Here is a 26496-nt window from a genome sequence, read left to right on the forward strand (position 1 = left end):
TATGCCAGAATCCGGAATGCTGCAAGTGCGAAGGCGCGTGCGGGCCTTCGCAGGGTGCCCGGACTCGCTCCTACCAGCGGATCAGCGGCAGGATGGACGCATTGTTGTCGGTCCAGGCCCGGCGGGCAGGGCGGGGCAGCGGTTCCCAGGCGAAATCCTCATCGCCTTCTAGCCGCGCGAGCGCCTGCTCGTCGCGCGCCAGCGCTATCCACACCGATGGCGTCAAACCTTCGGCAAGATCCTCGTCGTCGAAGCGCAACCGCCCCTGCCAGCCTTGCGCCTCTGCGAGCGCCGAGACCATCGGTGCCAGATCGATAAAACGGTTGGAGATATGCACCAGCAGCAATCCGTCGCGATTCAGCGCGCGGCCATAGGTGGCGAAGGCTTCCTCGGTCATCAGGTGCAGCGGGATCGAGTCCGAGGAAAAGGCGTCGATCGCCAGGAGGTCGAAGCGGCCGGGGCGTTCCTTGGCGAGCTCGAGCCGCGCGTCGCCGATCATCATCCGCGCATCGGGCGTGCAGTCGGAAAGGAAGCTGAAGCTCCCGTCTCGCGAATAGGTCACGATCTGCGGGTCGATCTCGAAGAAGGCCCAGCGCTGCCCCGGCTGGCGATAGCAGGCGAGCGTTCCCGTACCCAGACCGACAATCCCGATCTCGGCATCCGCGGCGGCGGCGTTGAGCGCGATGCCGATCCCTGCGGAATCGCCGTAATAGCTGGTGGGATCGCGGCGCCGTTCGGGGTCGAGCCATTGCCGTCCGTGATTGGTGGTCCCGTGATTGAGCTGGCGGAACTGCCCGTCCTCGGTCTCGACCACGCTATAGACCCCGAAATAGGTCCGCGCGCGCTCGCCCTGCGCGGTGAGCGCCAGCGTCGAGAGGCCGCCGTGGCCGAGCATCAGCAGGCTTGCGACCGCGACGAAGGCCCAGCGTACGCCCACCAGCGCTACGCCGATGAGCGTCAGCACCGCGATCAGCGCGAGGATGGTCTCGCCATCGCCTGCCAAAGTGGCGCGGTGCAGCCACCAGGCGAGCAGCGCGGCGAACACGACCAGCGCGGTGGCGATCGCCTTGCCCACGGCATGTTCCCGCAGGAATGCGCGCAGCCTTTCGATCACGAGCGTCTGCGGCGTCAGTGCTGCGCCTGCCAGCAGGAGGATGGCGTGCTCGTAGATCCAGTCGAACAGCACCGGGGCAAGTAGCGCGGTGAAACCGCCGCCCAGCGCTCCGCCGGCGGCGACGATGAGGTAGAAATAGGTCAGCTGTGAAGGGGCGGGGCGCAGCGCGTAGAGCCTGCCGTGGAGCGCGACCGCGAGCACGAACAAGAGCCCGACCATCGCCAACGCGATCGCCGGGTTGGCCTGTCCGCCCGAAACCAGCGCGAAGCTGCCGCCTGCGAGCAGCAGCACCGGTGCCATCCGTGTCAGGATCCGCGTCCAGTGCCCGGCCTCGGAAAACGCCACCGAGAAGCTGAGCAGGTACAGCCCCAGCGGGATTACCCACAGCAGCGGCATCGCCATGATGTCGGTGGTCAGCAACGTGGTGGTCGAGAGCATCAGCCCCGAAGGTACCGCCGCGAGCGCCAGCCACAGCAGCACCACGCGCATTGCAGGTCGCTCGGAGCGCGCCTTCGCAACCGGTTCCGCTGCCGCATCGCCAGTCTTCCAGCGCTGCGCCACGGCGAGCAAGGAAAGCAGGATCAGCACGCCATAGCCCAGCGACCACAGCTCGCTCTGCGCGCTGAGCGACAGTCGCGGCTCGAGCCACAGCGGATAGGCCAGGAGGCCGGTGAAGCTGCCCAGGTTCGACGCTGCATAGAGCGGATAGGGATTGCCCGCGCCCGGAGCCGCGGCGAACCATCGCTGGATCAGCGAGGCCTGCGCCGCCACCAGCAGGAACACCGGGCCGACCGTCAGCGCCAGCAGTGCCGGGACCCACAGCACTTCCCATCCGGCACCGGGGCGCGCGATATCGGCCAGCGAAATCGGCAGCACGATCGCGGCCAGCAGCAGCAGCGCGATATGGACCATTGCCTGCCGCCGCAGGGTCAGCCGACCGAGCCAATGGGCATAGCCATAGCCCCCCAGCAGCAGCAGCTGGAACACCAGCATCGCGCTGTTCCAGACATTTGGCGCACCGCCGAGCTGCGGCAGCGCGAGGCGCGCCACCAGCGGCTGGATCAGGAACAGCAGGAAGCTGCCCGCGAAGATTACGAGCGCGAACAGCGCACGGCGGGGCGGTTGGGGCGTGGTCGCTGGCATGGGCAGGTTCATCGCATCTCAACTGGTTGACGCTCGCGGATGCGGAACCATGCTGGCACGCGCGCCGCCGGGTATCCCAGTGCCCAGGTCGGGACAAGCCGATTCCCCGAACAGGGAGACCTCGCCGGCGCACGGCCCCGACCATCGAGCGCCAATATATCGCAAGACGAGCCGCTCGCAGCGATCAGGTCTTGTAGTCTCGCACCAGCAGGACATCGCAAGGAGCATCGCGCATGATCGCATGGGCGTTCGAACCAAGGATCAGGCGACCGATATTCTTCCGGTGCGCGGCAACGACGATCCATCGGATTGCTGTCGAGACACCGCCTAGCCGCTCTGGCCGATCGTCCCGTCGTTGAGAACCCAGATGCCTGCGATCAGCGCCACGCCTCCGGCGATGATGGACCAGCTCATCCAGCGGATATTCGGCGCTCTTGGACGATCGACCTCGTGACTGGAGAGACGGGCGAAGGTCTTGCTGGCGCGCGTTTCGGCGGTGAACGCAATGGAAATGCCCAGCACTATGAACAGCGAGGCGATCGCCTGCGCCAGCCAGGGCGGTTTGAAATCCCCGAACACCACGTGGAAGGCGATGCCGACACCGATCGCAGCGAAGGCGGTGCGCAACCAACCGGCAAAGGTGCGCTCGGTCGCCTGGACGGTGCGATCTTCGGCCAGATCGGTGCGAAACTCGGCCCATTCCGTGCTCTTGTCGGGATCGCTCTTGCTGTCGGCTTCGTCATCCTGTGCCATGGCGGCAGGGTAAGCACATCGGGGCGCAAGACAAGAGCGCAGCCCTGGGGCGGGCGCGCATTGGGTTGTCGCTCTTCAGACGCTTCTGGCGTGCTTGGCTTGACCCAGCGGGATCTCGCAGATGCAACGGGTATGACATCCGTTCACGTCAACCGGACCATCAAGACGCTGCGCAAGGCCGGGCTGATCGAGCTCGGCCATGGCTCGCTGACCATCCCGGATGTATCGGCACTTGCCCGGGCTGGCGGTTTCGACGACAGCTATCTGTATCTTCGCCGGGGGTCGCACTTGAGAACCATAGATGCGGGGAACTACCTCTCCGCGCCGGCCCGACCCGAGCCAGTTCCGTAACCGCGTCGGCCTTATGATCCTGAACGAGGGTAAGACCGGGTAAGGTGGTGGCCTATCGAGCGCAGGCCAGTCGGGCCTCGATCGTACGCTGGGGCGGGAGTTCGCGTGCCACCCCATTGCCGCTATCGTCACCGCGATGACGCTGCCAACAAGTGAGGTTTGCCATTTTTGATCGACTGAAAGTCCTGCCCCAATATCTGCTGCCGAAGCAGGCGCTGACCAACCTGGCCGGACGCATTGCCGGAGCCCGGGCGGGAGCGACGACGACAAGACTGATCCGCTGGTTTGTGGGCAAATACGGTGTCGACATGAGCGAGGCCGGGAATCCGGACATCGCAAGTTATCGAACCTTCAACGAGTTCTTCACGCGCGCGCTGAAAGCCGGGGTGCGCCCGATCGCCGACGCCGATTTCGTCTGTCCGGTCGATGGCACGATCAGCCAGCTCGGGGCCATCGACGATCATCACATGCTGCAAGCCAAGGGGCACCGGTTTACCACGACCGAGCTGGTCGGCGGCGACGCTGCGCTGGCGGCGCGGTTCCGTCACGGCAGCTTTGCCAATCTGTACCTGTCGCCGAGGGATTATCACCGCCTGCACATGCCCTGCGAGGGCAAGCTAACCCGAATGATCCATGTGCCCGGCGCGCTCTTCTCGGTGAACCCCGTGACCGCGCGCGGCGTGCCCAACCTCTTCGCCCGCAACGAGCGCGTGGTCTGCGTATTCGAATCTCCCAAGCACGGTCCCTTCGTGATGGTGTTGGTCGGCGCGACCATCGTCGGCAGCATGGCGACCGTGTGGCACGGGGTGGTCAACCCGAAGCGAAGCGGCAAGCCGGCCGAGTGGATCTATCCCGACAGGGATATCGTACTCGCGCAAGGCGAGGAGATGGGCAGGTTCCTGCTCGGTTCGACGGTCGTCATGCTGTTCGGCCGCGACGTCATAGCATTCAATCGCGACTGGAAGTCCGAAGGGCCTGTGCGTCTGGGCGAACGGATGGGCAATTGCCCAGTTTGAGGCCGGTTCGGTTGCTAGCGCCAGCAATTCTGCTGGCCCTTACGGCGGTAGATATCGCAATTGGCAAATAGCCGGGGTGGAGTGGTCCATTCGTTCGTTCGGGTTGGGCAATCCTCTGCCGCAACCAATAGGTCAACGGACTTCGATAGCTCGGACGCCGCCTTTGGCATCTATAATGAACACCGTCCCGTAATCCTGTTCCGTCAGTGGGGCTGGCGGCGCTCCGCCGAAGCGCGCGATCAGGTCGTGAACGGTGTTGCTGTGGCCGACTACCAGGACCGATCCTTGGGCCGCGGCGACCAGTGCAACCAGTTGTCGAGGGTTCCGGGGATCATATGGGGTGACGGGAACGCGGGTCAGCTTCGAGAGCGGAGCGGCGGTTTCCATCGCCCGGCGTGTGGGAGTGGCGAAGATTGCCGAGATGCCTTCGTCCGCGAGCATGCGAGCAAGGCTTTGTGCCGCGGCTGCACCTTCACCGCTGAGCGACGGGTCTTCGCCTTGCGCCTTCTGCATATGTCTGGTGACGAAGATCGTCTTCCCGGCGCCAGAAGCCACGGACTTCGGGGGAGGGGCAGCAGCCGGCGCCGCGCAGGCTCCGAGCGTGAAGGCCGCAAGCAGCACCAGTCCCAGCCATTTTTGCATATGCTCAACTCCGTTGTGGTGATGCGAAATCGTCGACCCTCAGCGCGGAGTCTCGTCCCGGAACCGATTGGCGGCCGGGGGGATCAGGCCCGGATTGGCAAGGATGTAGGCTTCCAGCGCGTCCACATCCTGCGGTCCGCCAAGCTGGTCCACGCCATCACGCAGGATCGTGAAATTGTCGCCGCCGCTGGCAAGAAAGCTGTTGGTCGTCACCCGGTAGAGCTCATCCTCCCGCAACGGCTCGCCGTTCACACGCGGATCGATGATCCGCTCGCCCCGAGGGCGGCTGAGATCGAAGCCGTAGGTGAAGCCGGCCGAGGGCAAGAGGATGTTGGGCTGGCCCACCGAATTGGACCCGCTCGCGAACTGCTGTTCCAGGAGCTCCACGATCTGACGACCGGTGAAGGTCTTGACCACCAGCGTGTTGCCAAAGGGCTGGGCGGCGAACAACTGGCCGTAGCTGACCGCGCCGCCCTCTGCCGGCACGATCTCGGCGCGCACACCGCCTGAATTCATGAAGGCGATCTGCGCGCCACCCTGGGCAGGATCGCTGGTGGCAGCGAGCTGGGCATCGGCGATCAGATTGCCGAGCACCTGCTCGCCGGTGTGGGTGCGGCTGGTCGGGGCAGGGCCGCCGAGGCTTCCGATGACGCGCGCGGCGCGCGGTTCGGCGGCCGCCCGATAGCGTTCCACCAGCGCTGCGACGAGAGGATCCGCGCGGTAGCGCGGCACTGCATCCGTAACCTCGATCGTCCCGGCCGAATTGGTAAAGCCTTCGCCCTGAACGATGAGGTTCTGCGCGCTGCGTGAAACCACACCCTTCACCGGGTCGACGGTCAGCCGAATCTCGGTCAGCAGAGTGCCGAACTGGCCGCCGCTGGTCACCAGGAACGAGCGCTGCGGGTCGAGCTGCGCGAAGTCGCAGATATAGGCGTTGTGGGTGTGGCCGGAGACGACCACGTCGACCTCGGGCGAGAGCCGCTTCAGCACCGGCATGAGGTCTCCGCTGAGGCCCTCGCAAGACTTCGCGTTATAGCCGTAATTGGAGTTCAGCCCCTCGTGAACCAGAACCACGATCGCGTCGGCACCCTCGGCTTTCAGGCGCGGCACCAGCGCGTTCACCGTGTCGGCCTCGTCGCGAAAATCGAGGCCTGCAATACCGTCGGGTGTCACCACGGTCGGCGTGCCTTCCAGCGTCATGCCGATTACCGCGATCTCTACCTGCGCATTCCCGCTGCCGAAGCTGCGGATGGCGTAGGACGGGAACAGCGTGCCGCCGCTTTCGGTGACGACATTGGCCGCGAGGAAACCGAATTCGGCACCGCCGAATTGCGTGTCGACGGCGCAGGGATCGCGCGGCGTGTGTTTCTCGCAGCCGCCCTGGTCGAGGCGAAGCAGCTCGGCCCTGCCACGGTCGAACTCGTGATTGCCCACGGCATTGAAATCCAGGCCGATGAGGTTGAACGCGTGAATGGTGGGCTCGTCCAGAAACAGGCTGGAAATCAGCGGCGAGGCGCCGACCAGGTCTCCGGCCGACACCACCAGGCTGTTGGGACTGCGCTCGCGTGCCTCCTCGATCGCCGATGCGAGGTAGGCGGCGCCGCCCGCGGGGACCTGAAGCTCGTCACCCGCCGGGCTTGCATGGGTTATGGCCCGCCGCGGCGGCTGCAGATTGCCGTGGAAGTCGTTGAACGCGATCAGCGCAACCTCGACCGGCCGCGAAACGGGCTGCGCATCGGCGGCAGACGGGGCCCCGACCGGTATCGAACCCTGGGCACAGCCGGTCAGCGCACTCGCAACCAACAGCAACGGCAAAGCGATGCGGCGCATCGGCACACTCCCAAAGACAAACGCGAAGCGGCTGGTGCCATAGCGTTCGCGCCCTGTCACCTCTCCGCCCAGAGCAAGCGACCGCCCAAGGCGCTTTGCGCTGGGATGGATCTTGCACGAAAGCATTGGCCCCGGTCCAGGTCTTGGTCCCGGTGCCGATGGGGATCTCTGTTCAGCCGCTGCTTCGCCCCACCAGCCCAGCTGGTCGTAGCTTCGGGGGAAATAGCCGTCCCACGCTTCGCCATCGACGGCCTCGAGATAGTCGCCCGCAAAAGGCTATGGCAACGCCGCGGCAACGCGAGCATCGCAGCGTCTCCATACGCCGTACGCTGTCCTCAGATCTCCACCAGTACGCCGAACCGGGCACTGAAAGGCTCGGCTGGCTGGATGTTGTTGTTGCCGTGCGCGCTAGGGAAATAGGTCTCGTCGAACAGGTTTTCGATGTTCACCTGAACGCTGAGCCGATCGGTAATAGTGTAATAGGCCGCAGCATCGACGCGCCAGTAGCCGGGCAGCTCGACGGTGTTCGAAAAGCTTGCGAACTGGTCGCTCTGGTGAATTACGCCCAAGCCGAATCCGAGCTGTTCGGTGACATCGAAACGGTTCCAAACGGCAATCTGGTGACGCGGCAGTTGTTGCAACCGGGCGTCCTCCGGCCCGAAATCCGAAGCCGTGCGCAGCTCGCCATCGAGATAGGTGTAGCCGAGATTCGCCTGCCAGAAATCGGTGATCGAGCCGACGGCACCGATCTCGAACCCTTCGACGCGGCTTTCCCCGGTCTGTACGATCAGACCGGTATTGTTGGGATCGGGCGCGGTCGTGTTGGTGCGGTCGAGCCGGAAGACGGCCGCGGTCACGAGCACCTTATCCAGGGGCGCCCATTTGACGCCGACCTCGTAATTGGTGAATTTTTCTGGCTCGAATTGCGCATCGCCGGGCGAAATGATCAGAAACTGATCGCCTGCCTGGGGAAGGAAGCTCTCGGTGTAGCTGGCATAAAGCGAAAGCCGATCGGTTGGCTTGACGATGACACCTGCGCGCGGGCTGATGCGTTCGTCTATCCGGTCTCCGGGAACGCCGGAGATCAAGTTCACCGTATCGAGATCGAACCGGTCCCAGCGCACCCCCGCCACCAGCTCGAGATGCTCGCCGATTTCGAGCTGCTCCTGCAGATAGAAAGACAATGTCTCGAGCGTGCTGTCGCGCGAGCGTGACACGGGGGCCAGCGTAAAGGCAGGGACCGCGATCCGCTCGCCCAAGGGGGTGGAAATTTTTTGCTCGCCATTGTCGCCAAAGACGACCGTGCGGCGCGAGTTCTGTGTGTCCTGGCGGCTCGCTTCGAGCCCCAGCAACAAGGTCGAAGCGAACCCTTCGCCTTCCGCTTCCCAGACGAGATTGGCTTGCCCGACCAGGTTTTCTCGCGTGGTGGCGTCCTCGTAGCCTTCGAGCGTCACTGTCGAACCGTTGGTCCCGGTCGGCAGGATATTGGCGTATATCTTGTCGTAATTGCCATACTGCACGGTTGCGTTGGCCGTAACCCCATCGCCGAATTCATGGTCGAGCCGAACCCGCCCGATATGCACCTCTGCCTGGCCCTTGTTGAAGTCGGGATCGCCGAAGAAGGTCTGATCGAAGCCGCGCAGCGGACCGCCTTGAAACGAAGGTACGCCGCGATCGACGACCCGCCGATCGTCGTCGTAGGAATAGGTCGCGGTCAATCGCGTCGCCGTGCCGAGGTCGACCGTCACAGTGGGCGAGAAGCCAATAAAGCGGCCTTCGTAAAAGTCGCGATGATTGTCGAACTCTTCATAGGTGCCGTTGAGCCGTACCGCGATCGTGTCGGAGAGCGGCTGATTGACATCGGCCAGCAATGCGAAGGCACCGAAGGTATCGACCGACGCGTGTCCGGCAGCGAAGATGTCGTTGGTCTGCGCGGTTTTCGAGACCCGGTTGATGGCGCCGCCACCAGCCCCGCGACCGAAGATCAAGGCGTTGGCGCCCTTGAGCACTTCGACCCGTTCGATATTGTAGAGCGGACGGTAATATTGCGCGTCGTCGCGCAATCCATCGAGATAGAAGTCGGCAGTGGTTTCTTGACCACGAATGAAGACTTCGTCGCGGTGGCCCTCGCCGGTTTCGAGGCTCACTCCGGGAACGTATCGTAAAGCTTCGTTCAACTGTCGGATCGACTGGTCCTCAAGCTGATCCTCGGTGATGAAGCTGATGCCCTGGGGCACATCGATCAGCGGGGTCGGCGTCTTCGTCGCGGTCGAACCATCGTCGGTGCCGTAACCGTCGCGTTCTCCGGTCACGACGATCTCACTCGGCAGATAGTCGCGTTGGGACTGCATCTCATCGCCAGAATTGTCTGCAAACGCAGGTGCAGGCAGTCCAGCGACGGTAGCGAGCAGAGCGATGCGAAACGTGCGGTGAGCCATGTATGTTCTCTTTTTTGCGAATCATTCTTAGTGAGCGGGCTGCTATTGCGACCACTTCGCATTTGCAAGGAAAATTCCCTAGCCGTCCTGCCGCTCCCGCCACAAATGACTATGCAAATCATTCGCAACCATTTTTTTGCGACTGGTTCGCAAACTTGCCTTGGCAATCATCTGCAGCTATCGCGCCAAGCTGATGAGGCTTCAGCATCGGCTGGAGACACGGCTTTTTTCTCACATTGAGGAGCACCCAGAATGCGCATGAAACAATTGATTTTGGCGCTGGCAGGCATGGCCACACTCGCGGGCTGCTCCGGTGGCACCGAGAACGAGGCATCGGAAGTCGTCAATCTCTACTCGGCTCGCCATTACGACAGCGACCAGGTGCTCTACGACCGCTTTACCGAGGAAACGGGGATTGCGATCAATCTGATGGAAGGGAGCGCCGACGAACTGGTGGCGCGGATGACCAGCGAGGGCGAGAACAGCCCCGCCGACCTGTTCATCGCCGCCGACGCCGGGGCGCTGTGGCGCGCCCAGCAGGCAGGACTGTTCCAGCCGGTCACCTCCGCCACGCTCGACGACCGCATCCCTGCCAATCTGCGCGAGCCGGCAGGCAATTGGTACGGTTTCATGCGCCGCGCGCGCGTTGTCGCCTATGATCCGGCGCGGGTGCAGCCCGAAGAGATCGACGATTACGCCAAGCTTGCGACCCCGCGCTTCCGCGGCAAGATCTGCGTGCGCTCCTCCGACAGCGTCTACAATCTGTCGCTGGTCGGCGCGCTGATCGAGGCCTGGGGCGAGGAACGCGCCGAACAATGGGTCCGCGGCGTGGTCGCGAATATGGCGCGCCAGCCCGAGGGCGGCGACCGCGACCAGATCCGTGCCGTCGGCGCGGGCGTGTGCGAAGTGGCCCTGACCAACAGCTATTACTACATCCGCATGGCCAGCGGCGACGATGCCGCCGACCGGGCCGTGACCGACAAGGTCGCACTCGGCTTCCCCAGCCTCGACGGGCAGGGCGCGCATGTGAACATCTCGGGCGGCGGCGTCGCCCGCAACGCGCCCAACCGCGACAACGCCGTGAAGCTGCTGGAATTCTTCGCCTCGGCCGATACGCAGCGGCATATCGCGGCCAACAACAATGAATTCCCCGCCTCCCCCAACGTCCCGGCACCTGCTCCGGTCGATGCCTACGCCGATTTCACCGCGCATCCGATGAGCGTGGCGGCCTTTGCGGCACGGCAGCCGCAGGCGCAATCGCTGATGAGCGCGGCGGGCTGGCGCTGACGACAACCGCGTTCCCGAACGTCTGGCATCCCCGTTGGCCCTCGCCGCTGGCGGGTCTCGCGGGGCTGGCCGGGCTGATTGTCCTGCTGCCGCTGGCGGGGGTGGTGCTGGCTGCGCTGGGGACCGACAGCGCGGACATCGCCCGCCGCGACATCGCGCGCTATGCGCTCACATCGGCCTGGCTGGCGCTGCTGGTTGGGATATTCATCGCCGTGTCGGGCACCGTGGCAGCCTGGCTGGTAGCGATGCATCGCTTTCCCGGCCGCGGGGTGTTCGCCTGGGCGCTGGCGCTGCCGCTGGCGGTCCCCGCCTTCGCGCTGGCTTACAGCTATGCCGACCTGTTCGACGTGGCCGGACCGCTGCGCATGGCTTTGCGCCTGAATTTCGGCTTCGACCTCCCTTTCTCGATGCGCAGCACGGGGGGCGCGGTCTTCATCCTCTCGGCGGCATTCTATCCTTACGTCTATCTCGCGATGCGCGCCGCTTTCATCAACCAGTCGGTTAATGTGTTGGAAGCCGCGGCGATGCTGGGCTGCAACGGACGACAGGCGCTATGGCGCGTCGCGCTGCCGATGGCGCGCCCCGCGCTGGCCGCGGGGGTCGCGCTGGGAATGATGGAAGTGCTGGCCGATTATGGCGCAGTCCGGTTCCTCAGCGTCCAGACGCTGACCACCGGTATCGTCCGTGCCTGGTCGGTCTATGGCTCGACCGTCAGTGCCGCGCGCTTCGCCCTGCCGCTGCTTGGCGCCGCCGCGCTGCTGCTGTGGCTCGAACGCGCGGGGCGCAAAGGCCGCACGCATGAGACCGGGCGCGGTCGCTGGCGCCAGTTCGAACCGCAGGCGATGTCCCGGCTCGGCGGCTGGCTGGCGAGTGCCTATTGCCTCCTCCTGCTCACCGCCGGACTGCTGTTGCCGGTCGGCTGGCTGGTGTTGAACCTCGGCGCGAGTGCGCCCGACTGGGACCGGCTGGCGGGCGCGATGCAGAACAGCCTCGGGCTGGCGCTGGCGGGCGCAGTCCTCACCGTCCTGCTCGCAACGATGCTGGCGCTGGGGACGCGGCGGCTGCCGCTCGCGGCGAGGCTCGCCAGTCTGGGCTACGCCACGCCCGGCGCGGTGATGGCGATCGGCCTGCTGGCTCCTGCCGGAGTGATCTGGTCGCTCAATCCCGGTTCGGGCACCGCCATCGCCATCGTCCTGCTGCTGCTGGCCTATTCCGCCCGCCTGATGGCCGCCGCGCTCGAGCCCATCGACGCCGGGCTGGCCCGGGTCACGCCCTCGATGATCCACGCCGCCCGCACCATGGGGCGGACCGAGACCTCGGCGGCGCTGGCGGTCGACCTGCCGGTGGCGCGCGGCGCCATGCTGACCGCTGGGCTGATCGTCTTCGTCGACATCCTGAAGGAGCTGCCCGCCACGCTCATCCTGCGTCCGTTCAATTTCGACACGCTCGCGGTGATCGCCAACAATTACGCCATCGACGAGCGGCTCAATCAGGCCGGGCCACCTTCGCTGCTGATCCTGGTGCTGTCGCTGCCGACGGTGATCTGGCTGACGCACCGAATTGCCTTGGCGCGGCCCGGCACCTAGACACCCGCCCCGTGGACACCGAACCAATCCTGACTCTGCGCAAGGTGACGCGCCGCTATGGCCCGCGCGCAATCGTGAGCGGAGCCGGCTTCGCGTTGCACGAGGGGCGGATCGCCTGCCTGCTCGGTCCCTCGGGCTGCGGCAAGAGCACCATCCTGCGGCTGATTGCCGGGCTCGAGCCGGTCGATGAAGGCGAGATACGCATCCACGCGGACACCGTCTCCGCGCCGGGCCGCACAATCGCGCCGGAGGAACGCGGGGTTGGGCTGGTATTCCAGGACAACGCGTTGTTTCCGCATCTCAACGTCAGCGACAATGTCGGCTTCGGGGTGCGGCACCTCAAGCCTGCCGCCCGCGAGGAACTGGTACGCGGGCTGCTTGTCCGCTTTCAAATCGACCATCTGGCCAAGGCCTGGCCGCACACGCTTTCGGGCGGCGAGCAGCAGCGGGTAGCGATCGCGCGGGCGCTGGCGCGCGAACCGGTTCTGCTCTTGCTCGACGAACCTTTTTCCGGCCTCGACGGGCATCTGCGCAGCCAGATCAGGCGCTCGCTGATCGAGGACCTGCGCGAGGTCGGTGCCGCCGTGCTGGTGGTGACCCACGATCCCGAGGAGGCGATGACGATCGCCGACGATCTGATCCTGATGGCGGATGGGCTAATCCTGCAGACGGGAACCCCGGAGGATTGCTACGACAACCCCGTGTCCTCGGTCGCTGCGCAATTGTTGGGAGAGGCGATCCTCTTGCCAGTCAGGGTGTCGAGCGCCGTGGCCGACAGTCCCTTCGGCCCTGTACCTGCGCCGGGAATGCCCGACGGTGCCGCCATCTTGATGGTACGCCCCGGGGGTTTGCGCGTCTCTGCCAAGGGGACTGCTGCGACCGTTATATCGTCGCGCCGCTTTGGAAGCGAAATAGTGGCGACAGTCGCGTTCGGCGCTACCGAGTTCACGATCCGCGCGCCTGCAACGGACTGGCCCGAGGGGCAGACGATCCACTTGACCGTCGACCTTGCAGCCGTTCGCATTCTCAAGGGCAGCGCCGTCTCGAGCTGATCCAAGTCCGGCAGTCTCGGGTGCAGAGTCCCGAGCCAGGAGCTGTCTCTTGGAGCGCTGGCGGCAATTTTGCGCAGCGCTTGCGCCAAGGTATTGGAACCACTGGTCCGGATGACAGAATTCCCAACCGGGAAAATTGCATTCCGACAATCTAGCTAAAAACCGCTGATCCCCACTGTTTCTGTTGCTTCACCACCTTGTGACTCGGTTGTGGGACACAGTAGAAAGCACAACCGGATAGTGCGTGGTTAGGGCAAAGCGGCAGGCATTTTGCTCGCGACATACCCAAAGCAGTCGGTCCGCAATTGGGGCCGGTAGCGGAAATTCGGCTTTAAGGGCCCAACTAGTCGAAAGCCGACCTTTGGGATGCGGCTTAATCGTAAACGCCTAGGATCACCGCCTAGCTTCCTTCTCGGCAGGGCCTTGACCACTTCGCGCATGACGATGGGACCATCTGAACGCGAACGATCGGATCGAATTAAGGATACGCCCTTGAATCGGCTTGTCGGCCAAACATATTGCCTGGGATGACCGAGTTTCACTTCTACGAGCCCACCGAAGGGCACCGGCTGCCACACGATCCCCTTAATGCGATCGTCGCGCCGCGGCCAATTGGGTGGGTGTCTACCGTAAGCGCTGATGGCGTGCGCAATCTGGCACCATACAGCTTCTTCAATCTGATCAACTATCGCCCGCCGCTTGTCGCTTTTTCATCTATGGGCTGGAAGGATTCGGTCGCCAATGTGAAGGCAACGGGCGACTTCGTCTGGAACCTGGCTACCATGGCCCAGGCCGAACAGATGAACACCAGCTCGGCGAGTGTGGAAGCCGACGTCGACGAGTTTGATCTGGCAGGTCTGGACGCATTGCCATCTTCACTCGTCAAACCCGATCGCGTGGCGGGCAGCCCGGTCCATTTCGAGTGTCGCTTGACCCAACTCGTCCAGCTTGAGACCAAGGAAGGTCTCGAGCTGGATCAGTGGCTCGTAATTGGCGAGGTTGTCGGCATTCACATAGACACGGCAATGCTCGAGGATGGAGTCTACCAGACCGCGCGACCGCATCCGATTACACGCGGCGGCGGTCCGGCGGACTATTTTGAAATCACCGAGGACCGGCTATTCAGGATGAGGCGGCCCGATTGACCAGAAGCCTTGTCGCCGCTTGCTCGGTGCGCCGTGTTTTGAGCCGGAGTGTCGAGGGCGCCAGTTAAACCGGTCGCCTTGTTTACGCGTTTAGCAGCGCATACGACGAACGCCATTTCCGAGGAGTGATTGAGCATGAAGTATCGCAAGCTGGGCGACAGCCTCGAGGTCTCTGCAATCGGCATCGGCTGCATGCCGATGATCCGGGGTGGCAATATCAGCTACGGTCCGGCTGATGATGACGTATCGACGCGCACAATCCACGAGGCGATCGACCTTGGCATCACGTTTTTCGATACTGCAGAGATGTACGGGCCATTCAGCAACGAGGAGCTGGTCGGAGCCGCCATCAAGGACCGCCGCGACGGCCTCGTCATCGCTACGAAGTTCGCGATGAGCTGGGACGGGGACAAGCCCGTAGGCCTAGACGGCAGCCCCGAAAATGCGCGCCGCGCCTGCGAGGGATCGCTAAAGCGACTCGGCATCGACACGATCGACTTGTTCTACCAACATCGCGTAGATCCCGATGTCCCGATCGAGGAGACGATCGGCGGAATGGCGGAGCTCGTGAAGGAGGGGAAGGTTCGCTTCCTCGGCCTGTCCGAAGCCGCTGCGGACACGGTTCGCCGCGCCGCCAAAGTCCACCCGATTGCAGCGCTACAAAGCGAATACTCGATCTGGGAACGCGATGTTGAGGGCGATATCCTCGCAGCCTGCCGCGAGAACGGCATCGGCTTCGTGCCGTACAGCCCGCTCGGCCGGGGATTCCTCGCTGGAGGCATCCGCTCCCTGGACGAACTCCCCGCTGACGACTGGCGCCGCAACGATCCGCGCTACTCACCCGAGAACATGCCTAGGAACCTCGCCATCGTCGATGCGATTGCAGAAGTGGCCACCCTTCACGGCGTCTCCAATGCGCAAGTCGCGCTCGCCTGGCTGCTTGCCCAAGGCGAAGACATCGTCCCGATTCCAGGCGTCAAGCGTAGCGAGACCATGCGCGATAGCGCCGGCGCGCCAGACCTTGCGCTAAGCGAGAGCGACCTTGCCGCGATCGATGCAGCGGCGCCAAGTGGCCGGACAGTGGGCCCGCGCTACGCTGCCGCAGGCATGGCTCGTGTAAAACTCTGAGCTCGATGTACAGGGTCGGTCAGGACGGATCTCCAGCGCGTCCGCGACTGGGCCGGGAGGAGACTGTCGGCTCTCGATCAAAATCTGGTCGAAGCTTACGGTCGCCATGCATATAGCGCCAAAAGCTGGTTTCCATCGGAAAGCAATGACCCGCCCATGGTTAATTAGTAGTGTCGAGACGGAGTGGCGGGCCTTGGGTAAAGCATATCGGCTTCGGAACAGCTTTTGGCTGAAGAACCAGGGCCAGAACTTCGTCTGCTTTCGGGACCTACCAGGGCGCGCTCAAATGACCGAGATTGGGGCGCTTAGCGGAACTTCCGCAACTGGGCCGTTAGCTGCCAGTCCGGTTTGGCAGAGCAAAACGACCATACCTGCAGTTTGGCTTATGGCCCAACCGCAGCCATACCATGTTCTACGCCGCGCGTTTCAGCTCCGCTTCGGTATCCGGAGCGTCGAGGAAGTCGCGAAGGCAGGCCACGCTCTCTTCGGCATGGGTCAACAGGAACAGATGGCCGCCACCGTCGAACACTTCGAGCCGCGAATTGCGGATCGCAGCAGCGAGAATCTTGCCGTTGATCAGCGGGACGATGTTGTCGTCCGCGCCCATCATGATCAGTACCTCCTTGCTCAGGAAAGGCAGTGCCGGCAGGCTGCTCCAACCCAGCATAGCGAGCAGTTGGTAGACATAGCCACGCGGGGAAGGCGGCTTGAGCCGATCGATATGATCGGCCTTGATGCCCGAACGCTTGGTCAGTCCACCATAAAGCGCCATGAAATGCTCGTTCATGAATTCGGGATCTGTGTAGCGCCGCGGATCAATCATCTTGCGCAGCGCGACTGGCTTGCCGGGGATCATCAGCATACCTGCGGTGGTTGCGGCCAGCACGACACGACGGGTGCGCTTGGGGTGCTGGAGCGCAAAATGCTGCGCGATCGCGCCGCCCCAACTGATTCCCATCACGTCGACCTCGTCCAGCCCGAGCCGGTCGAGGATCCGCGTCGCGGTCCAGCTGATGGTGGCGGGGTTGTAGGGCACGGACGGTTCAGGACTTTCACCCGTTCCGGGCATGTCGAACATCACGAAGCCGCGATCGGTCAGCTGTTCGGCAAGCGGAGAGACCGCCTCGATATTCGCGCCGATACCGTTGAAGAACAGGATCGGCGGGTGATCGGATGGCTCGTCAAGCCGCCAATGCGCCACGCGCAGGGTGCGACCGCCGGCCTCGATCATTTCGATGGTGGCAGTGAGGGATTCGTCCTTTGGTAGGGTCACGCGGGTGTTCCTGTTCGATCGTCAGCAAGCTTCCATAACGTAGAGACCGGGCGCGGGGTCCAGCGGCGGTGAGGATTTGTTGCCCAGTTCGGTGGGTGCCTTCTGTTTCGAGCCAGAACGGTTCTGCAACCATTCGATCCATAGCGGCCACCAGCTCCCGGCAACTTCCTCGCAAGCTCCGAGCCAGTCCTCCGCGGTCGCGGGAAGTGGGTCATCGGATTTCTGGACGAAATATTTGGCCTTCGGATTACCCGGCGGGTTGAGGATCGCCTGCATATGGCCCGACTGGCTCAGCACATAGGTCACGTCCTGCGAACCGAACAGCCGGGTCGAGCGATAGGTCGCCTTCCACGGGGTGATATGGTCGGTCACCCCGCCGAGGATGAACAGGTCGCTGGTCACCCTGGAGAGATCGACCTTGTGGTCGAGCATCTCGACCTCGCCGGGCCGCGTGAAGGCGAGCGTTTCGTAAATGGTGAGGAAATCGCCCATCAGGCTGGCCGACAGATTGGTAGCATCGGCATTCCAGAACAGCACATCGAAAGCGGGCGGGTCCTGGCCGAGCAGGTAATTGTTGATGACGTAGTTCCAGATCAGGTCATTGGGCCTCAGCCAGGCGAAGCCGCGCGCCAGATCGTCGCCCTTGATGATGCCCTTCTTCTCCGCGCGGCGGCGCGCCAGCGCGAGCCCGTTGTGCGAAATCAGGCTGCCTGCCTCTATGTCGTTCTGCTTGGGATGCAGCACGCAGACCATCAGCGTCAGCGCGCCAAGCAGGGTGTCGCCATCGGCAGCCAGCTTGCTGGAGAGCATCGCGGCGGTCTGTCCGCCCGAGCAGCCGGCGGAGACATTGACCTTGCGGGAGCCCGTGATCGCAGCGACCGTTTCCATCGCTACGCGGCAGGAGCCGACATAATCGGTCATGTCCCACGCGCCCTGTTCCTTGGTGGGGTTCTTCCAGCTGATGACGAAAGTCTGGATGCCGTGCTCGAGCTGGTATTTGACCACCGACTTCTCGGGTGAAAGGTCGTTGATATACATCTTATTGATCTGCGGCGGGATGGTCAGTTGCGGTATTGCGTATACCTCACCGGTGGTGGGCGCATATTGGATGAGCTCCATCATCTCGGTGCGCAGCACGACGCTGCCCTTCGAGGTGGCGATATTGCGCCCCAATTCGAACGGCTTCTTGTCGACCTGGCTGACCATGCCTCGATTGTGGACCACATCGGTATAGGCGTTCTTGAGCCCCTTCATCAGGCTCAGGCCCCCGGAATCTATCGCCATCTTCTGCGCCGCAGGATTGCCCGCGAGCGTGTTGGTCGGGGCGAGGGTATCAATAATGATGGCCGAGATGAAGCGAGCCCGATCGCGTTCGAGATCGTCTAGCTCGAGTTCCTCCAGCCAGTTTGCCATGCCTTTCTGGACCGCGAGGTAATATTGCATCCCGGCGCGCATGAAGGGGTTGAACTGCCAAGCCGAGTCCTGAAAACGTTTATCCTTCGGATGGGGCGCCAAGGTGCTTTTGCCGGTCACGATCTTGACCATATCTTCGCCCACCGCCTGCCCGTGGCGCATCAGTCGTTGCGGGTCCGTGGCGGTTTCGCGCAGCAGCAGCGCGACTGCACCGAGTATATCCTCTCGGGTTAGCCCGACTAGTGGACCCAATGCGCTGGTATGCTGGGCTGCTTCGTCTTCTAGCGTGGCCATTGGGGTAAACCCTCCATCTGGTTATCAACAACTTTTGGCCACTAGATGGCACAAGACTGTTCTTAAGCAGGAGCATGGCGAGAGCGTTGAGCGCTGGCAAGTGCGGGGGCTGGAGCCGCCGTTTGTTTCGTCAACCAACCAGTAATACGAGCGCCGACAGAGCCTCGGCGAGACGGTACATCCGGGTCGCCGCTGCCCTCAGAGGATAGAACCACCTCCATCGCTTCCGGCGCCGACCCAGGCGTCCTAGCTCGGTCTCGACGGATATCGGCTCGCTTCGAAAGAATGCCTATTCCTCGTCGTAACCGCCGCCTTCATCCATCAACTGCTGCATGAGATAGACATTCTGCAGGGCAAGCAGCTTGGCGCGCTGGTCGTTGTCCACCCCGCCTGAGTGGCCCCCGGTCATGTCCTCGTAATAGTAATAGGCCTGCCCCATCTGGTTCATCCGCGCCGCAGCCTTGCGGCCATGCGCGGGATGCGTCCGGTCGTCCGCCGTGCTGGTGATGTAGAAGGGCGTGGGGAAATCGGTTTGCGCTGTCAGCTTCTGATAGGGCGAATAGGGCTCGATCCAGCTGCGCTGCTCGGCAATTCGGGGATCGCCATATTCGCCGATCCACGACGCGCCGCGGCCGATCTCGTGATAGCGCAGCATGTCGAACAGCGGAATCTGCACGATCGCGGCGTTGAAGAGATCGGGACGCTGGGTGAAGGCGGTGCCGACCAGGAGTCCGCCCTGACTACCGCCCTGGATCCCCAGATGCTCGGGGCTGGTGATGCCGCGCGCGACAAGATCGTCGGCGATAGCGATGAAATCGTCCCAAGTGCGCTGCTTGTTCTCGCGGATCGCACCCTGATGCCACTCGGGCCCGAACTCGCCGCCGCCGCGCATATTGCCCAGCACATAGGCGCCGCCGCGCTCCAGCCAAAGCTTGCCGGTGGTGCCGAGATAGCCGGGCAGACGCGGAACCTGGAAGCCACCGTAGCCCGAGAGCAGTGTCGCGGTGGTTCCATCCATTGTCATCCCCTCGGGCTTGACGAGGAAATAGGGGATGCGTGTGCCGTCCTTGCTCGTCGCCTCGAACTGTTCGACCTCCATTCCGACCGCATCGAAACGAGCCGGACTGGTCTTGAGGACCTCCGGCGCCGAGCTTCCGTCCGAATAATAGAGCGTGCTGGGAGTGAGGAAATCGGTGACCGAATACATGATCTGGTCGCTATCGTCAGCGGAGGCGGCAACGCCTACGGTGGCGTTGTCAGGCAGCGCGACGCGCTGGCTCACCCATTGACCGTTCTCGTAGTCGAATTTGAGCACTTGCCCGCGCACATTGTCGAGCAGATTGACGAACATCGAATTGGCGGTGATTGAAGCGCCCCGCTTGGTCTGGCGCTCGCCCGGCGCCCAAACCAATTTTTTGGCTACGCCATTGGGATCCGCTCTCCACGCTTCCAGATCCGCCGCCACGATGGAATCGGAGGGGAAGGTAGTGCTGCCTGTCGTCCACGGCACGTCGGTGCTGAACAGGATATGCCCGTCGACGATGCCGAACAGGCCGGATTTCTCCGGCATGTCGAGCCGCACCCATTCCTCGCCGCGCTGGAGATAATAGGCGCGCTCGTGGAACGAGAGCCCGCGATAGGCAGCGCGCGCCTGAACCGTGCCACTGGCGTCGCGCAGCAGTATGGCGCCGGCCGAAACATCCGAAGCCTCGCCCCGGAACACTTCGGGCGCATCCGTCAGCGGTGTGCCGCGAGTCCATTGCCGGGTGGTGAATGGATAAAGGCTTTCGGTCAGCGTCCCTTCGCCGAAGTCGCGGCTGACGAGCAGCGTGTTCTCGTCGATCCAGCTGGTACCGCCCTGGCTTTCGGTGAGGAAAAAACCGCCGTCCACGAAGCTGCGGGTTTCCATGTCGAATTCGCGCAACTCGTTGGCGTCCTTGCCGCCGTCGGACAGCCCGACCATGCAGCGCCGCCCCTGGGGTGGCAGGCAGCTCATGCCGGTGTACACCCACTCTCGGCCTTCCTCACGCGCCAGCCGGTCGATATCGAGTATTGTTTCCCACTGCGGGCTGTCGGTGCGGTAGCTCTCGAGCGTCGTCAGGCGCAGCAGGCCTTTGGGATTGCGCGCGTCCTGCCAGAAATTCACCAGGCCGAAGGGTGTGAAGCTGACGTAGGGGATGCGGTCCTCGCTATCGAGGATAGCGAGCGCTTCGGCCTTGAGAGCGGCAAAACGTGGATCGGCTCCAAGCGTCTGGTCGACCCGGGTGTTTTCCGATCGCACCCAGGATAAGGCAGGAACGCTGCGCGCCTCTTCGAGCCAAATGAAGGGGTCGTTCTCTCCCTCAAAAGGCGCGGAAGGTGTAGCATCATCGGTCATCGTAGTCGGGGTTTCCTGCGCAAAGGCGGGCTGCGCGGCTAAGGCAAGAGCTAGACCAATCGTGGCCCGCGAACTGATGCTCATGATGATTTCCATCCCTTCCGAAACAATATGGCGAGACCGTGCCTTGGCCTGCTGGGCCACGCAAGAGAAACCCGGGAATGGAAGCCGCCATTCGGCTTACGACCTAAATCGCGAGCACGAGAAGGACCCTCCTCCCTCCTGAAAACTGTTTTTGCGGCTCACGCGCTTCGGCGAGAAAGACTTGAATGCAAATGCGCCGCCGAAGCCCCCCTCCCAACAATCACCAACCCCCAGACAATTCCGGTCGGGCCAGAAGGCCACGCCCCGGTTCAATGGGAGCGGAATCACGAGAAACATCGGAAGGCTCGGCAGCACGAAGCAGAAGGTCGCGGCGGAATGTTCGGCCATGCGAACCGTTTGCCCGGTTTCGCGCCACAGCCAGATCATGCCCAGAACCGGGAGCAGGGGGCGTGAAGCGATGAGCGCTCCCAGACCGGGCGCACGTCAACCGGCGCAATTCGCGCGACCTTGCTGACGATGACAATAATCAGGCCCGAGAGCGCGGCCTAATCCACTGGTCGGGACGACAGGATTCGAACCTGCGACCCCCACACCCCCAGTGTGGTGCGCTACCAGACTGCGCTACGTCCCGGATCCAGTGGAAGGCGGCCCTATAGGCACCCCTTTCGTGCATGGCAAGCCGCTCCGCGCGCCATTGCGTTGCCCTGTTGCAGCATTGCTGCTAGGCGGCGGCCACTTCGCGAGGGGGCGGGGCGCGCGGCTTGATTTTCGCCAGCGTTCCACCACCTGCGAATCATCCGCTAGACACCATTACCGACAGGCTGATTCTGATCATGTTCGACCTTCTTGCCGCAGCGACCGGCGCCGCCGACGCTCCGCCCGCATGGCTCACCTGGGCGCCGATCGTCGGCATGATCCTGATCTTCTGGTTCCTGATCATCCGCCCGCAGATGAAGCAGCACAAGGCGCACCAGGCCAAGGTCGCCGGTCTCAAGCGCGGCGATCAGGTGATCACCGCAGGCGGGCTGGTTGCCAAGGTCGTCAAGGTCGAGGACCACTACGCCGAACTGGAACTGGCCAAGGGCATCAAGGTGCGCGCGGTCAAATCCACCATCGGCGACGTGATCGCGCCCGAAACCGCCCCCCCGGCGAACGACTGAGCGAAGGGCGCATTCGAAAATGCTCGACTTCCCCACCTGGAAGAAGACGTGGCTGTGGCTGATCGCCGCGGTTGCGATCTTTGCGGCGTTGCCCTCGTTGTTCGCAGCGGCGGATTTGCGCTGGCCCGATGCACTGCCCAGTCCCACGGTCAATCTCGGGCTCGATCTCGCTGGCGGTAGCCACATCCTGCTCGAAGCCGAGCCTACGCAGGTCGCCGCGCAGCGCTTGCAGAGCATGGAAGAGGGCGTCCGCACCGTGCTGCAGGATGCCGAGCCGCGCATCCGCATCGGCGACGTCTCGACCGCCGACGGGCGGATGAGCTTCATGATCGACGATGCCGGCGATGTCGACCGGGCGCGCGAACTGCTGCTGCCGCTGGTAAACGGCCCAGGCATGGTGCGCGAGTGGGATCTGACCGTGGTCGACGAGACCCGGATGATCCTCACCCCCACCGAGGCCGGGACCGAACAGGCCGTCACCGATGCAATGGACAGCGCCACCGAAGTGGTCCGCCGCCGTATCGATGCGCTGGGCACGCGCGAGCCGACCATCATCCGCCAGGGCGACACCCGCATCGTGGTCCAGGTCCCCGGGCTCGACGATCCCGACCAGCTCAAGGAACTGCTCGGCCAGACCGCCAAGCTCGAATTCAAGATGGTCGACGAAACCGCGCTGCCGACCGATGTCGCGCAAGGCATCGCTCCTCCGGGTAGCCAGATATTCCCTTACGCCGAAGGCACGCCGCAGGAAGGCTCTTCGGTCGCGGTCCGGCGGCTGGGCGGCATTCGCGGCGACAGCCTGACCGGTTCGCAGCAGAGCTTCGACCCGCAGACCAACGAACCGGTGGTTACCATCCAGTTCGACCAGCAGGGCGGGGCGCGCTTCGCCAAGCTCAGCACCGAAAACGTCGGCAAGCTGTTCGCCATCATCCTCGATGGCGAGGTGCTCTCTACGCCGTCGTTCAACGAACCGATCCTGGGCGGCAGCGCGCAGATTTCGGGCAGTTTCACCACCGAAAGCGCCAACAACCTCTCGATCTCGCTGCGCTCGGGCGCGTTGCCGGTCGATCTGGCGGTGATCGAGGAGCGCACCGTCGGCCCCGATCTCGGCGCGGATTCGATCCGTCGCGGCATGCTTGCGATGATGATCGGTTCGCTCGCCGTGGTCGTGCTGATGATCGTCACCTATGGCCGCTTCGGCGTCTATGCTGCGGTGGCTCTGGTCATCAACGTGCTGATGCTGTTGGGGATCATGGCCTGGCTCAACACCACGCTGACCCTGCCGGGCATCGCCGGTTTCGTGCTGACGATCGGCGCGGCGGTCGATGCCAATGTGCTGATCAACGAACGCATCCGCGAGGAGCGCAAACGCGGACGGCGCGTCGTTGCCGCAGTGGAGAACGGCTACAAGGAAGCCAGCCGCGCGATCTATGACGCCAATGTCACCAATTTGATCGCCGGCGTTCTGCTGTTCCTGTTCGGCTCCGGCCCGATCCGCGGCTTCGCGATCGTTCTGGTGGTCGGATTGTTCACCAGCGTTTTCACCGCCGTCACCCTGACCCGCATGTGGGTCGCCGGGTGGCTGCGCAAGAACCGTCCCAGCGATATTACGCTGTGAGGGGAGAGAGACCATGAAACTGCTCAAGCTCGTCCCCGACGACACCAACATCAAGTTCCTCAAATTGCGCGTCCCCTTCTTCGTGGTCAGCATCGCGCTGATCATCGCGAGTTGGGCGCTGGTCGCGGTGAACGGCCTCAACTACGGCGTCGATTTCGCCGGCGGCCAGGAAATCCGCGTCACCTTCGTCGGCGAGGCGGAGGCTCCGGTGGCGGATATCCGCGAGACCGTGGCTGCGCTGCCCACGGTCGACAATCCGGTGATCCAGCGCTTTGGCGAACCCAACCAGGTCTCGATCCGCGTCGTGCTGCCCCCCGAGGCGGAAGGCGACAAGGAATTTGCCGATCGGATGACGCAGGAAATCACCGATGCGCTCGAGACCGATCACCCGAACCTGCGCATCGATGGCGTGGATTCTGTCTCGGGCAAAGTCTCGGGCGAATTCCGCAACGACGCCGCCTTCGCGCTGATCGCGGCGATGCTGGCGGTGGCGCTGTACATCTGGATCCGCTTCGAATGGCAGTTCGGGGTCGGTGCACTGTTCGCGCTGTTCCACGACGTCTCGCTGACGCTGGGGATGTTCGCGCTGTTCCAGCTCGAATTCAGCCTTCAGATCATCGCCGCGATCCTCGCGATCATCGGCTATTCGCTCAACGACACGATCGTGGTCTACGACCGGATTCGCGAGAATCTGAAGAAATACCGCAAGATGCCGATGCCCGAGCTGCTCGACCTGTCGGTCAACGAGACGCTGGCACGCACCGTGATGACCAGTCTGACCCTGCTGATCGCGTTGCTGCCGCTGCTGTTTATCGGTCCGGCCAGCCTGTTCGGCCTGGTCGCGGCGATCACGCTGGGACTGTTCGTCGGCACCTACAGTTCGGTCTATATGTCCGCGCCGCTGCTGGTGTGGCTGGGTGTCAATTCGAGCAGCTTCGTCCCCGAGGAAAGCGCCACCGACAAGCAGGACCGGGCGGCGCGCGGCGAGGTCTGAGATGCTGAACGGCTAAACCCTTTACGGGGCTAGCCGGCGGTTCCCGACAGGCGATCGTAATGTGCCGCGAGCGCGCGGGCGTTGCGGCTCCAGCCGAAGCGCTCGACCGTCGCGGCCACCGCCTGACGGTCGCGCGGCTCCGCGAGCACCCGTTCAATCCCGTCTCGCACCGCTTGCGTCTCGCGCGCGACCAGCACGCCTGCGAGCGGATCGGTCACCAGCTCGCGCGCGCCGCCGACATCGGTGATTACCAGCGGCGTGCCGCAGGCCAGCGCTTCGACCCAGGCATTGGCGAGCCCTTCGCTCGCCGAGGGCAGCACCATCGCATCGCAGGCCGATAGTACCAGCGGCAGCATGTCGTGGTCGAGCAGGCCGAGGAAATGGACCCGACCGGCGACCCCCAGTTCCACCGCCAGCGCGCGCAGCATGGTCTCGTCCTCGCCCTTGCCGACCAGCAGCAGCCGCGCGTCGGGCAGGCCGGACAGCGCGCGGATCACCAGTTCCTGGCCCTTCCGCGGGATCAGCGCACCGACGCTCACCAGCAGCGGTTCCTCGAAGGCCAGCGGGAGGTTCAGCTCTTGCGCCAGGCGCGGGCGCAGGCGGGTGTGGTCGAGCGGACGAAAGCGGTCGCGGTCGAGCCCGGTGTAGTGAATCGCAATGTTTTCGCGCGGCAGGCCCAGTGCCTTCATGTCGGCGGCGAGCGCCTCGCACACCGCCAGCATTCCCGTCGCGGCCTTGCCCGCCTCGAGCATGGCGGCGCGCGCATAGGGTTTGGTGCCCCAGTAGTGGATATCCGCGCCGCGCGCCTTGATCGACAGCGGCAGGCCGAGCGCCTTGGCAACGCGCATTGCCGCGGGTCCGTCGGGATAGAAGAATTGCGCATCGACGAGGTCGAAGGGCGTCTCGCTGTGCAGCCGCTTCGCCAGCGGTAGCACCGCACGCGCGATGGCGCCGGGGTTGAAGCGACCGCCGCCACCGGGAAGCAGCCGGAAGGTCGGGCGATGGATCGGCACGCCGCGTTCGATGCCGTCAAGCGCGGCCTCGGCCCTCGCGCGGTATTGCCCCAACGCCAGGGGCGGGACGCCGATCGGATTGATCACCGTCACGTCCCACTCGGTCTCGCGCTGCAGCGCCTCGAGCGAGCGGGCGACGAAGGTACCGAAGCGGGGCTGGGCCTTATTGGGATAGAGCGTCGAGAGCGAGAGCACGCGCGGCATCAGAGCCGCCGCACCAGCATTTCGGCCACCGCGATCCAGGCGGGGTCGCTGACCACTTCCTGCTTCTGCCCGTGCCCGGGGGGGAGCACGCCGACGAGCTTGCCCTGCCGGTCGATCAGCCGCCCGAAGGCGAAGCGGCCGCCCTTGCGCGGCACCAGCACATCGCGATTGATCGCGCGGCCGGCTGCCTCGGGGGCGAGCTGGCGCAGCCACAGCTGGTCGCCGGGGCGGTATTCGCCATGCGGATAGGCGATCTCGAGCACCACCAGCGGCGCCTCGCCGCCGAGATCGGTGGCGAGCAGGGCATCGCGCGGTTGGGGCAGTGCCTCTGCGCCGTCTGCGGCCAGTATCGCGACGGTCTGCGGATGGGTGGACCGGTCCGAGCGGACCAGCATCTCGGGCTCGACGCCCAGCGCAGCGGCGATCCGCTCCATCCATTTGAGCGACAGATTGCGCATTCCGGTCTCGAGCCGCCCGACCGTCTGCGGCGTGGTCGGCGGGACGCAGGCCTCGGCGAGATCGGCGAGCGTCCAGCCCTTCTGCTTGCGGATGTCGCGGATGCGGTTGATCATCGGAGGCGTCCTGTAACCTATCTGGTTTTTCCGCTTTCCTACAGGAAC

The 26496-nt window shown here is 64.0% G+C and carries 21 protein-coding genes and 1 tRNA gene; 10 read left to right on the forward strand and 12 right to left on the reverse strand.

From position 1 onward, the window contains the following. Positions 1-70: 70 nt before the first annotated feature. The 3 genes from ACWIKC_RS04560 to ACWIKC_RS04570 all read right to left on the reverse strand — a co-directional run bounded on the left by ACWIKC_RS04560 (position 71) and on the right by ACWIKC_RS04570 (position 3010). On the reverse strand, positions 71-2269 hold the full coding sequence (locus tag ACWIKC_RS04560; RefSeq protein ID WP_454598943.1) for a spermidine synthase: 2199 nt from the start codon (positions 2267-2269) through the stop codon (positions 71-73). Between the two features lie 172 nt (positions 2270-2441). Next, on the reverse strand, positions 2442-2675 hold the full coding sequence (locus ACWIKC_RS04565) for a universal stress protein (RefSeq protein WP_454599437.1): 234 nt from the start codon (positions 2673-2675) through the stop codon (positions 2442-2444). After that, on the reverse strand, positions 2585-3010 hold the full coding sequence (locus tag ACWIKC_RS04570) for a YidH family protein (protein WP_454598944.1): 426 nt from the start codon (positions 3008-3010) through the stop codon (positions 2585-2587). Before ACWIKC_RS04570 ends, ACWIKC_RS04565 begins: the two co-directional genes overlap by 91 nt. Before the next feature lie 132 nt (positions 3011-3142). Between ACWIKC_RS04570 and ACWIKC_RS04575 the strand changes: the two genes are divergently transcribed. Both ACWIKC_RS04575 and asd read left to right on the forward strand, forming a co-directional pair. Beyond that, positions 3143-3361, forward strand: a complete 219-nt coding sequence (locus ACWIKC_RS04575) for a helix-turn-helix domain-containing protein (protein ID WP_454598945.1) — start codon at positions 3143-3145, stop codon at positions 3359-3361. Positions 3362-3513: 152 nt separating this feature from the next. Further along, positions 3514-4377 (forward strand): archaetidylserine decarboxylase, encoded by an 864-nt coding sequence (gene asd / locus ACWIKC_RS04580; RefSeq protein WP_454598946.1) that lies wholly within the window; start codon positions 3514-3516, stop codon positions 4375-4377. 132 nt (positions 4378-4509) lie between these two features. Here asd and ACWIKC_RS04585 read toward each other — a convergent pair whose 3' ends face one another. From ACWIKC_RS04585 to ACWIKC_RS04595, 3 genes are all read right to left on the reverse strand, one after another. Further along, a complete protein-coding gene (locus tag ACWIKC_RS04585; RefSeq protein ID WP_454598947.1) occupies positions 4510-5019 on the reverse strand; it encodes a phosphoglycerate mutase family protein in 510 nt (169 codons plus the stop codon). A gap of 39 nt (positions 5020-5058) precedes the next feature. Next, a complete protein-coding gene (locus ACWIKC_RS04590) occupies positions 5059-6849 on the reverse strand; it encodes a bifunctional metallophosphatase/5'-nucleotidase (protein WP_454598948.1) in 1791 nt (596 codons plus the stop codon). Between the two features lie 335 nt (positions 6850-7184). Further along, on the reverse strand, positions 7185-9287 hold the full coding sequence (locus ACWIKC_RS04595; RefSeq protein WP_454598949.1) for a TonB-dependent receptor: 2103 nt from the start codon (positions 9285-9287) through the stop codon (positions 7185-7187). Between the two features lie 258 nt (positions 9288-9545). Here ACWIKC_RS04595 and ACWIKC_RS04600 point away from each other — a divergent pair, with 258 nt between their 5' ends. The 5 genes from ACWIKC_RS04600 (at position 9546) to ACWIKC_RS04620 (ending at position 15485) form a co-directional block, all read left to right on the forward strand. After that, the gene (locus ACWIKC_RS04600; RefSeq protein ID WP_454598950.1) at positions 9546-10574 is read left to right on the forward strand and encodes an extracellular solute-binding protein; all 1029 of its coding nucleotides are present in this window, start codon (positions 9546-9548) and stop codon (positions 10572-10574) included. A 104-nt stretch (positions 10575-10678) separates the two neighbouring features. Continuing rightward, a complete protein-coding gene (locus ACWIKC_RS04605) occupies positions 10679-12160 on the forward strand; it encodes an ABC transporter permease (RefSeq protein ID WP_454598951.1) in 1482 nt (493 codons plus the stop codon). An 11-nt stretch (positions 12161-12171) separates the two neighbouring features. After that, positions 12172-13212: an ABC transporter ATP-binding protein gene (locus ACWIKC_RS04610; RefSeq protein WP_454598952.1), complete on the forward strand. Its 1041-nt coding sequence runs from the start codon at positions 12172-12174 to the stop codon at positions 13210-13212. 527 nt (positions 13213-13739) lie between these two features. Continuing rightward, positions 13740-14357 carry a flavin reductase family protein gene (locus ACWIKC_RS04615; RefSeq protein ID WP_454598953.1) on the forward strand — a complete coding sequence of 206 codons (618 nt, stop codon included), beginning with the start codon at positions 13740-13742 and terminating at the stop codon, positions 14355-14357. Positions 14358-14492: 135 nt separating this feature from the next. Beyond that, positions 14493-15485 carry an aldo/keto reductase gene (locus tag ACWIKC_RS04620; protein ID WP_454598954.1) on the forward strand — a complete coding sequence of 331 codons (993 nt, stop codon included), beginning with the start codon at positions 14493-14495 and terminating at the stop codon, positions 15483-15485. Positions 15486-15897: 412 nt separating this feature from the next. Here the strand turns inward: ACWIKC_RS04620 and ACWIKC_RS04625 are convergent, their stop codons facing one another. The 4 genes from ACWIKC_RS04625 to ACWIKC_RS04640 all read right to left on the reverse strand — a co-directional run bounded on the left by ACWIKC_RS04625 (position 15898) and on the right by ACWIKC_RS04640 (position 21518). After that, positions 15898-16758 carry an alpha/beta fold hydrolase gene (locus tag ACWIKC_RS04625; protein WP_454598955.1) on the reverse strand — a complete coding sequence of 287 codons (861 nt, stop codon included), beginning with the start codon at positions 16756-16758 and terminating at the stop codon, positions 15898-15900. A 21-nt stretch (positions 16759-16779) separates the two neighbouring features. Then, on the reverse strand, positions 16780-18465 hold the full coding sequence (locus ACWIKC_RS04630) for a PHA/PHB synthase family protein (RefSeq protein ID WP_454598956.1): 1686 nt from the start codon (positions 18463-18465) through the stop codon (positions 16780-16782). A gap of 289 nt (positions 18466-18754) precedes the next feature. After that, positions 18755-20746, reverse strand: coding sequence for a prolyl oligopeptidase family serine peptidase (locus ACWIKC_RS04635; protein WP_454598957.1), 1992 nt, complete (start codon positions 20744-20746; stop codon positions 18755-18757). Positions 20747-21441: 695 nt separating this feature from the next. Next, positions 21442-21518 (reverse strand) — tRNA-Pro (locus tag ACWIKC_RS04640). Positions 21519-21720: 202 nt separating this feature from the next. Here ACWIKC_RS04640 and yajC point away from each other — a divergent pair. From yajC to secF, 3 genes are read left to right on the forward strand one after another with little or no spacing between them, the layout of a single operon-like run. Then, a complete protein-coding gene (gene yajC / locus ACWIKC_RS04645) occupies positions 21721-22047 on the forward strand; it encodes a preprotein translocase subunit YajC (protein WP_454598958.1) in 327 nt (108 codons plus the stop codon). Between the two features lie 19 nt (positions 22048-22066). Next, positions 22067-23665 carry a protein translocase subunit SecD gene (gene secD / locus ACWIKC_RS04650; RefSeq protein ID WP_454598959.1) on the forward strand — a complete coding sequence of 533 codons (1599 nt, stop codon included), beginning with the start codon at positions 22067-22069 and terminating at the stop codon, positions 23663-23665. Between the two features lie 13 nt (positions 23666-23678). Next, on the forward strand, positions 23679-24659 hold the full coding sequence (secF, locus tag ACWIKC_RS04655; RefSeq protein WP_454598960.1) for a protein translocase subunit SecF: 981 nt from the start codon (positions 23679-23681) through the stop codon (positions 24657-24659). 29 nt (positions 24660-24688) lie between these two features. Here the strand turns inward: secF and ACWIKC_RS04660 are convergent, their stop codons facing one another. Both ACWIKC_RS04660 and ACWIKC_RS04665 read right to left on the reverse strand, forming a co-directional pair. Beyond that, positions 24689-25876 (reverse strand): glycosyltransferase, encoded by a 1188-nt coding sequence (locus ACWIKC_RS04660; RefSeq protein ID WP_454598961.1) that lies wholly within the window; start codon positions 25874-25876, stop codon positions 24689-24691. Continuing rightward, on the reverse strand, positions 25876-26448 hold the full coding sequence (locus ACWIKC_RS04665; RefSeq protein WP_454598962.1) for a helix-turn-helix transcriptional regulator: 573 nt from the start codon (positions 26446-26448) through the stop codon (positions 25876-25878). Before ACWIKC_RS04665 ends, ACWIKC_RS04660 begins: the two co-directional genes overlap by 1 nt. Between the last annotated feature and the right edge of the window lie 48 nt (positions 26449-26496).

The organism is Qipengyuania sp. SM2507 (assembly GCF_053714505.1).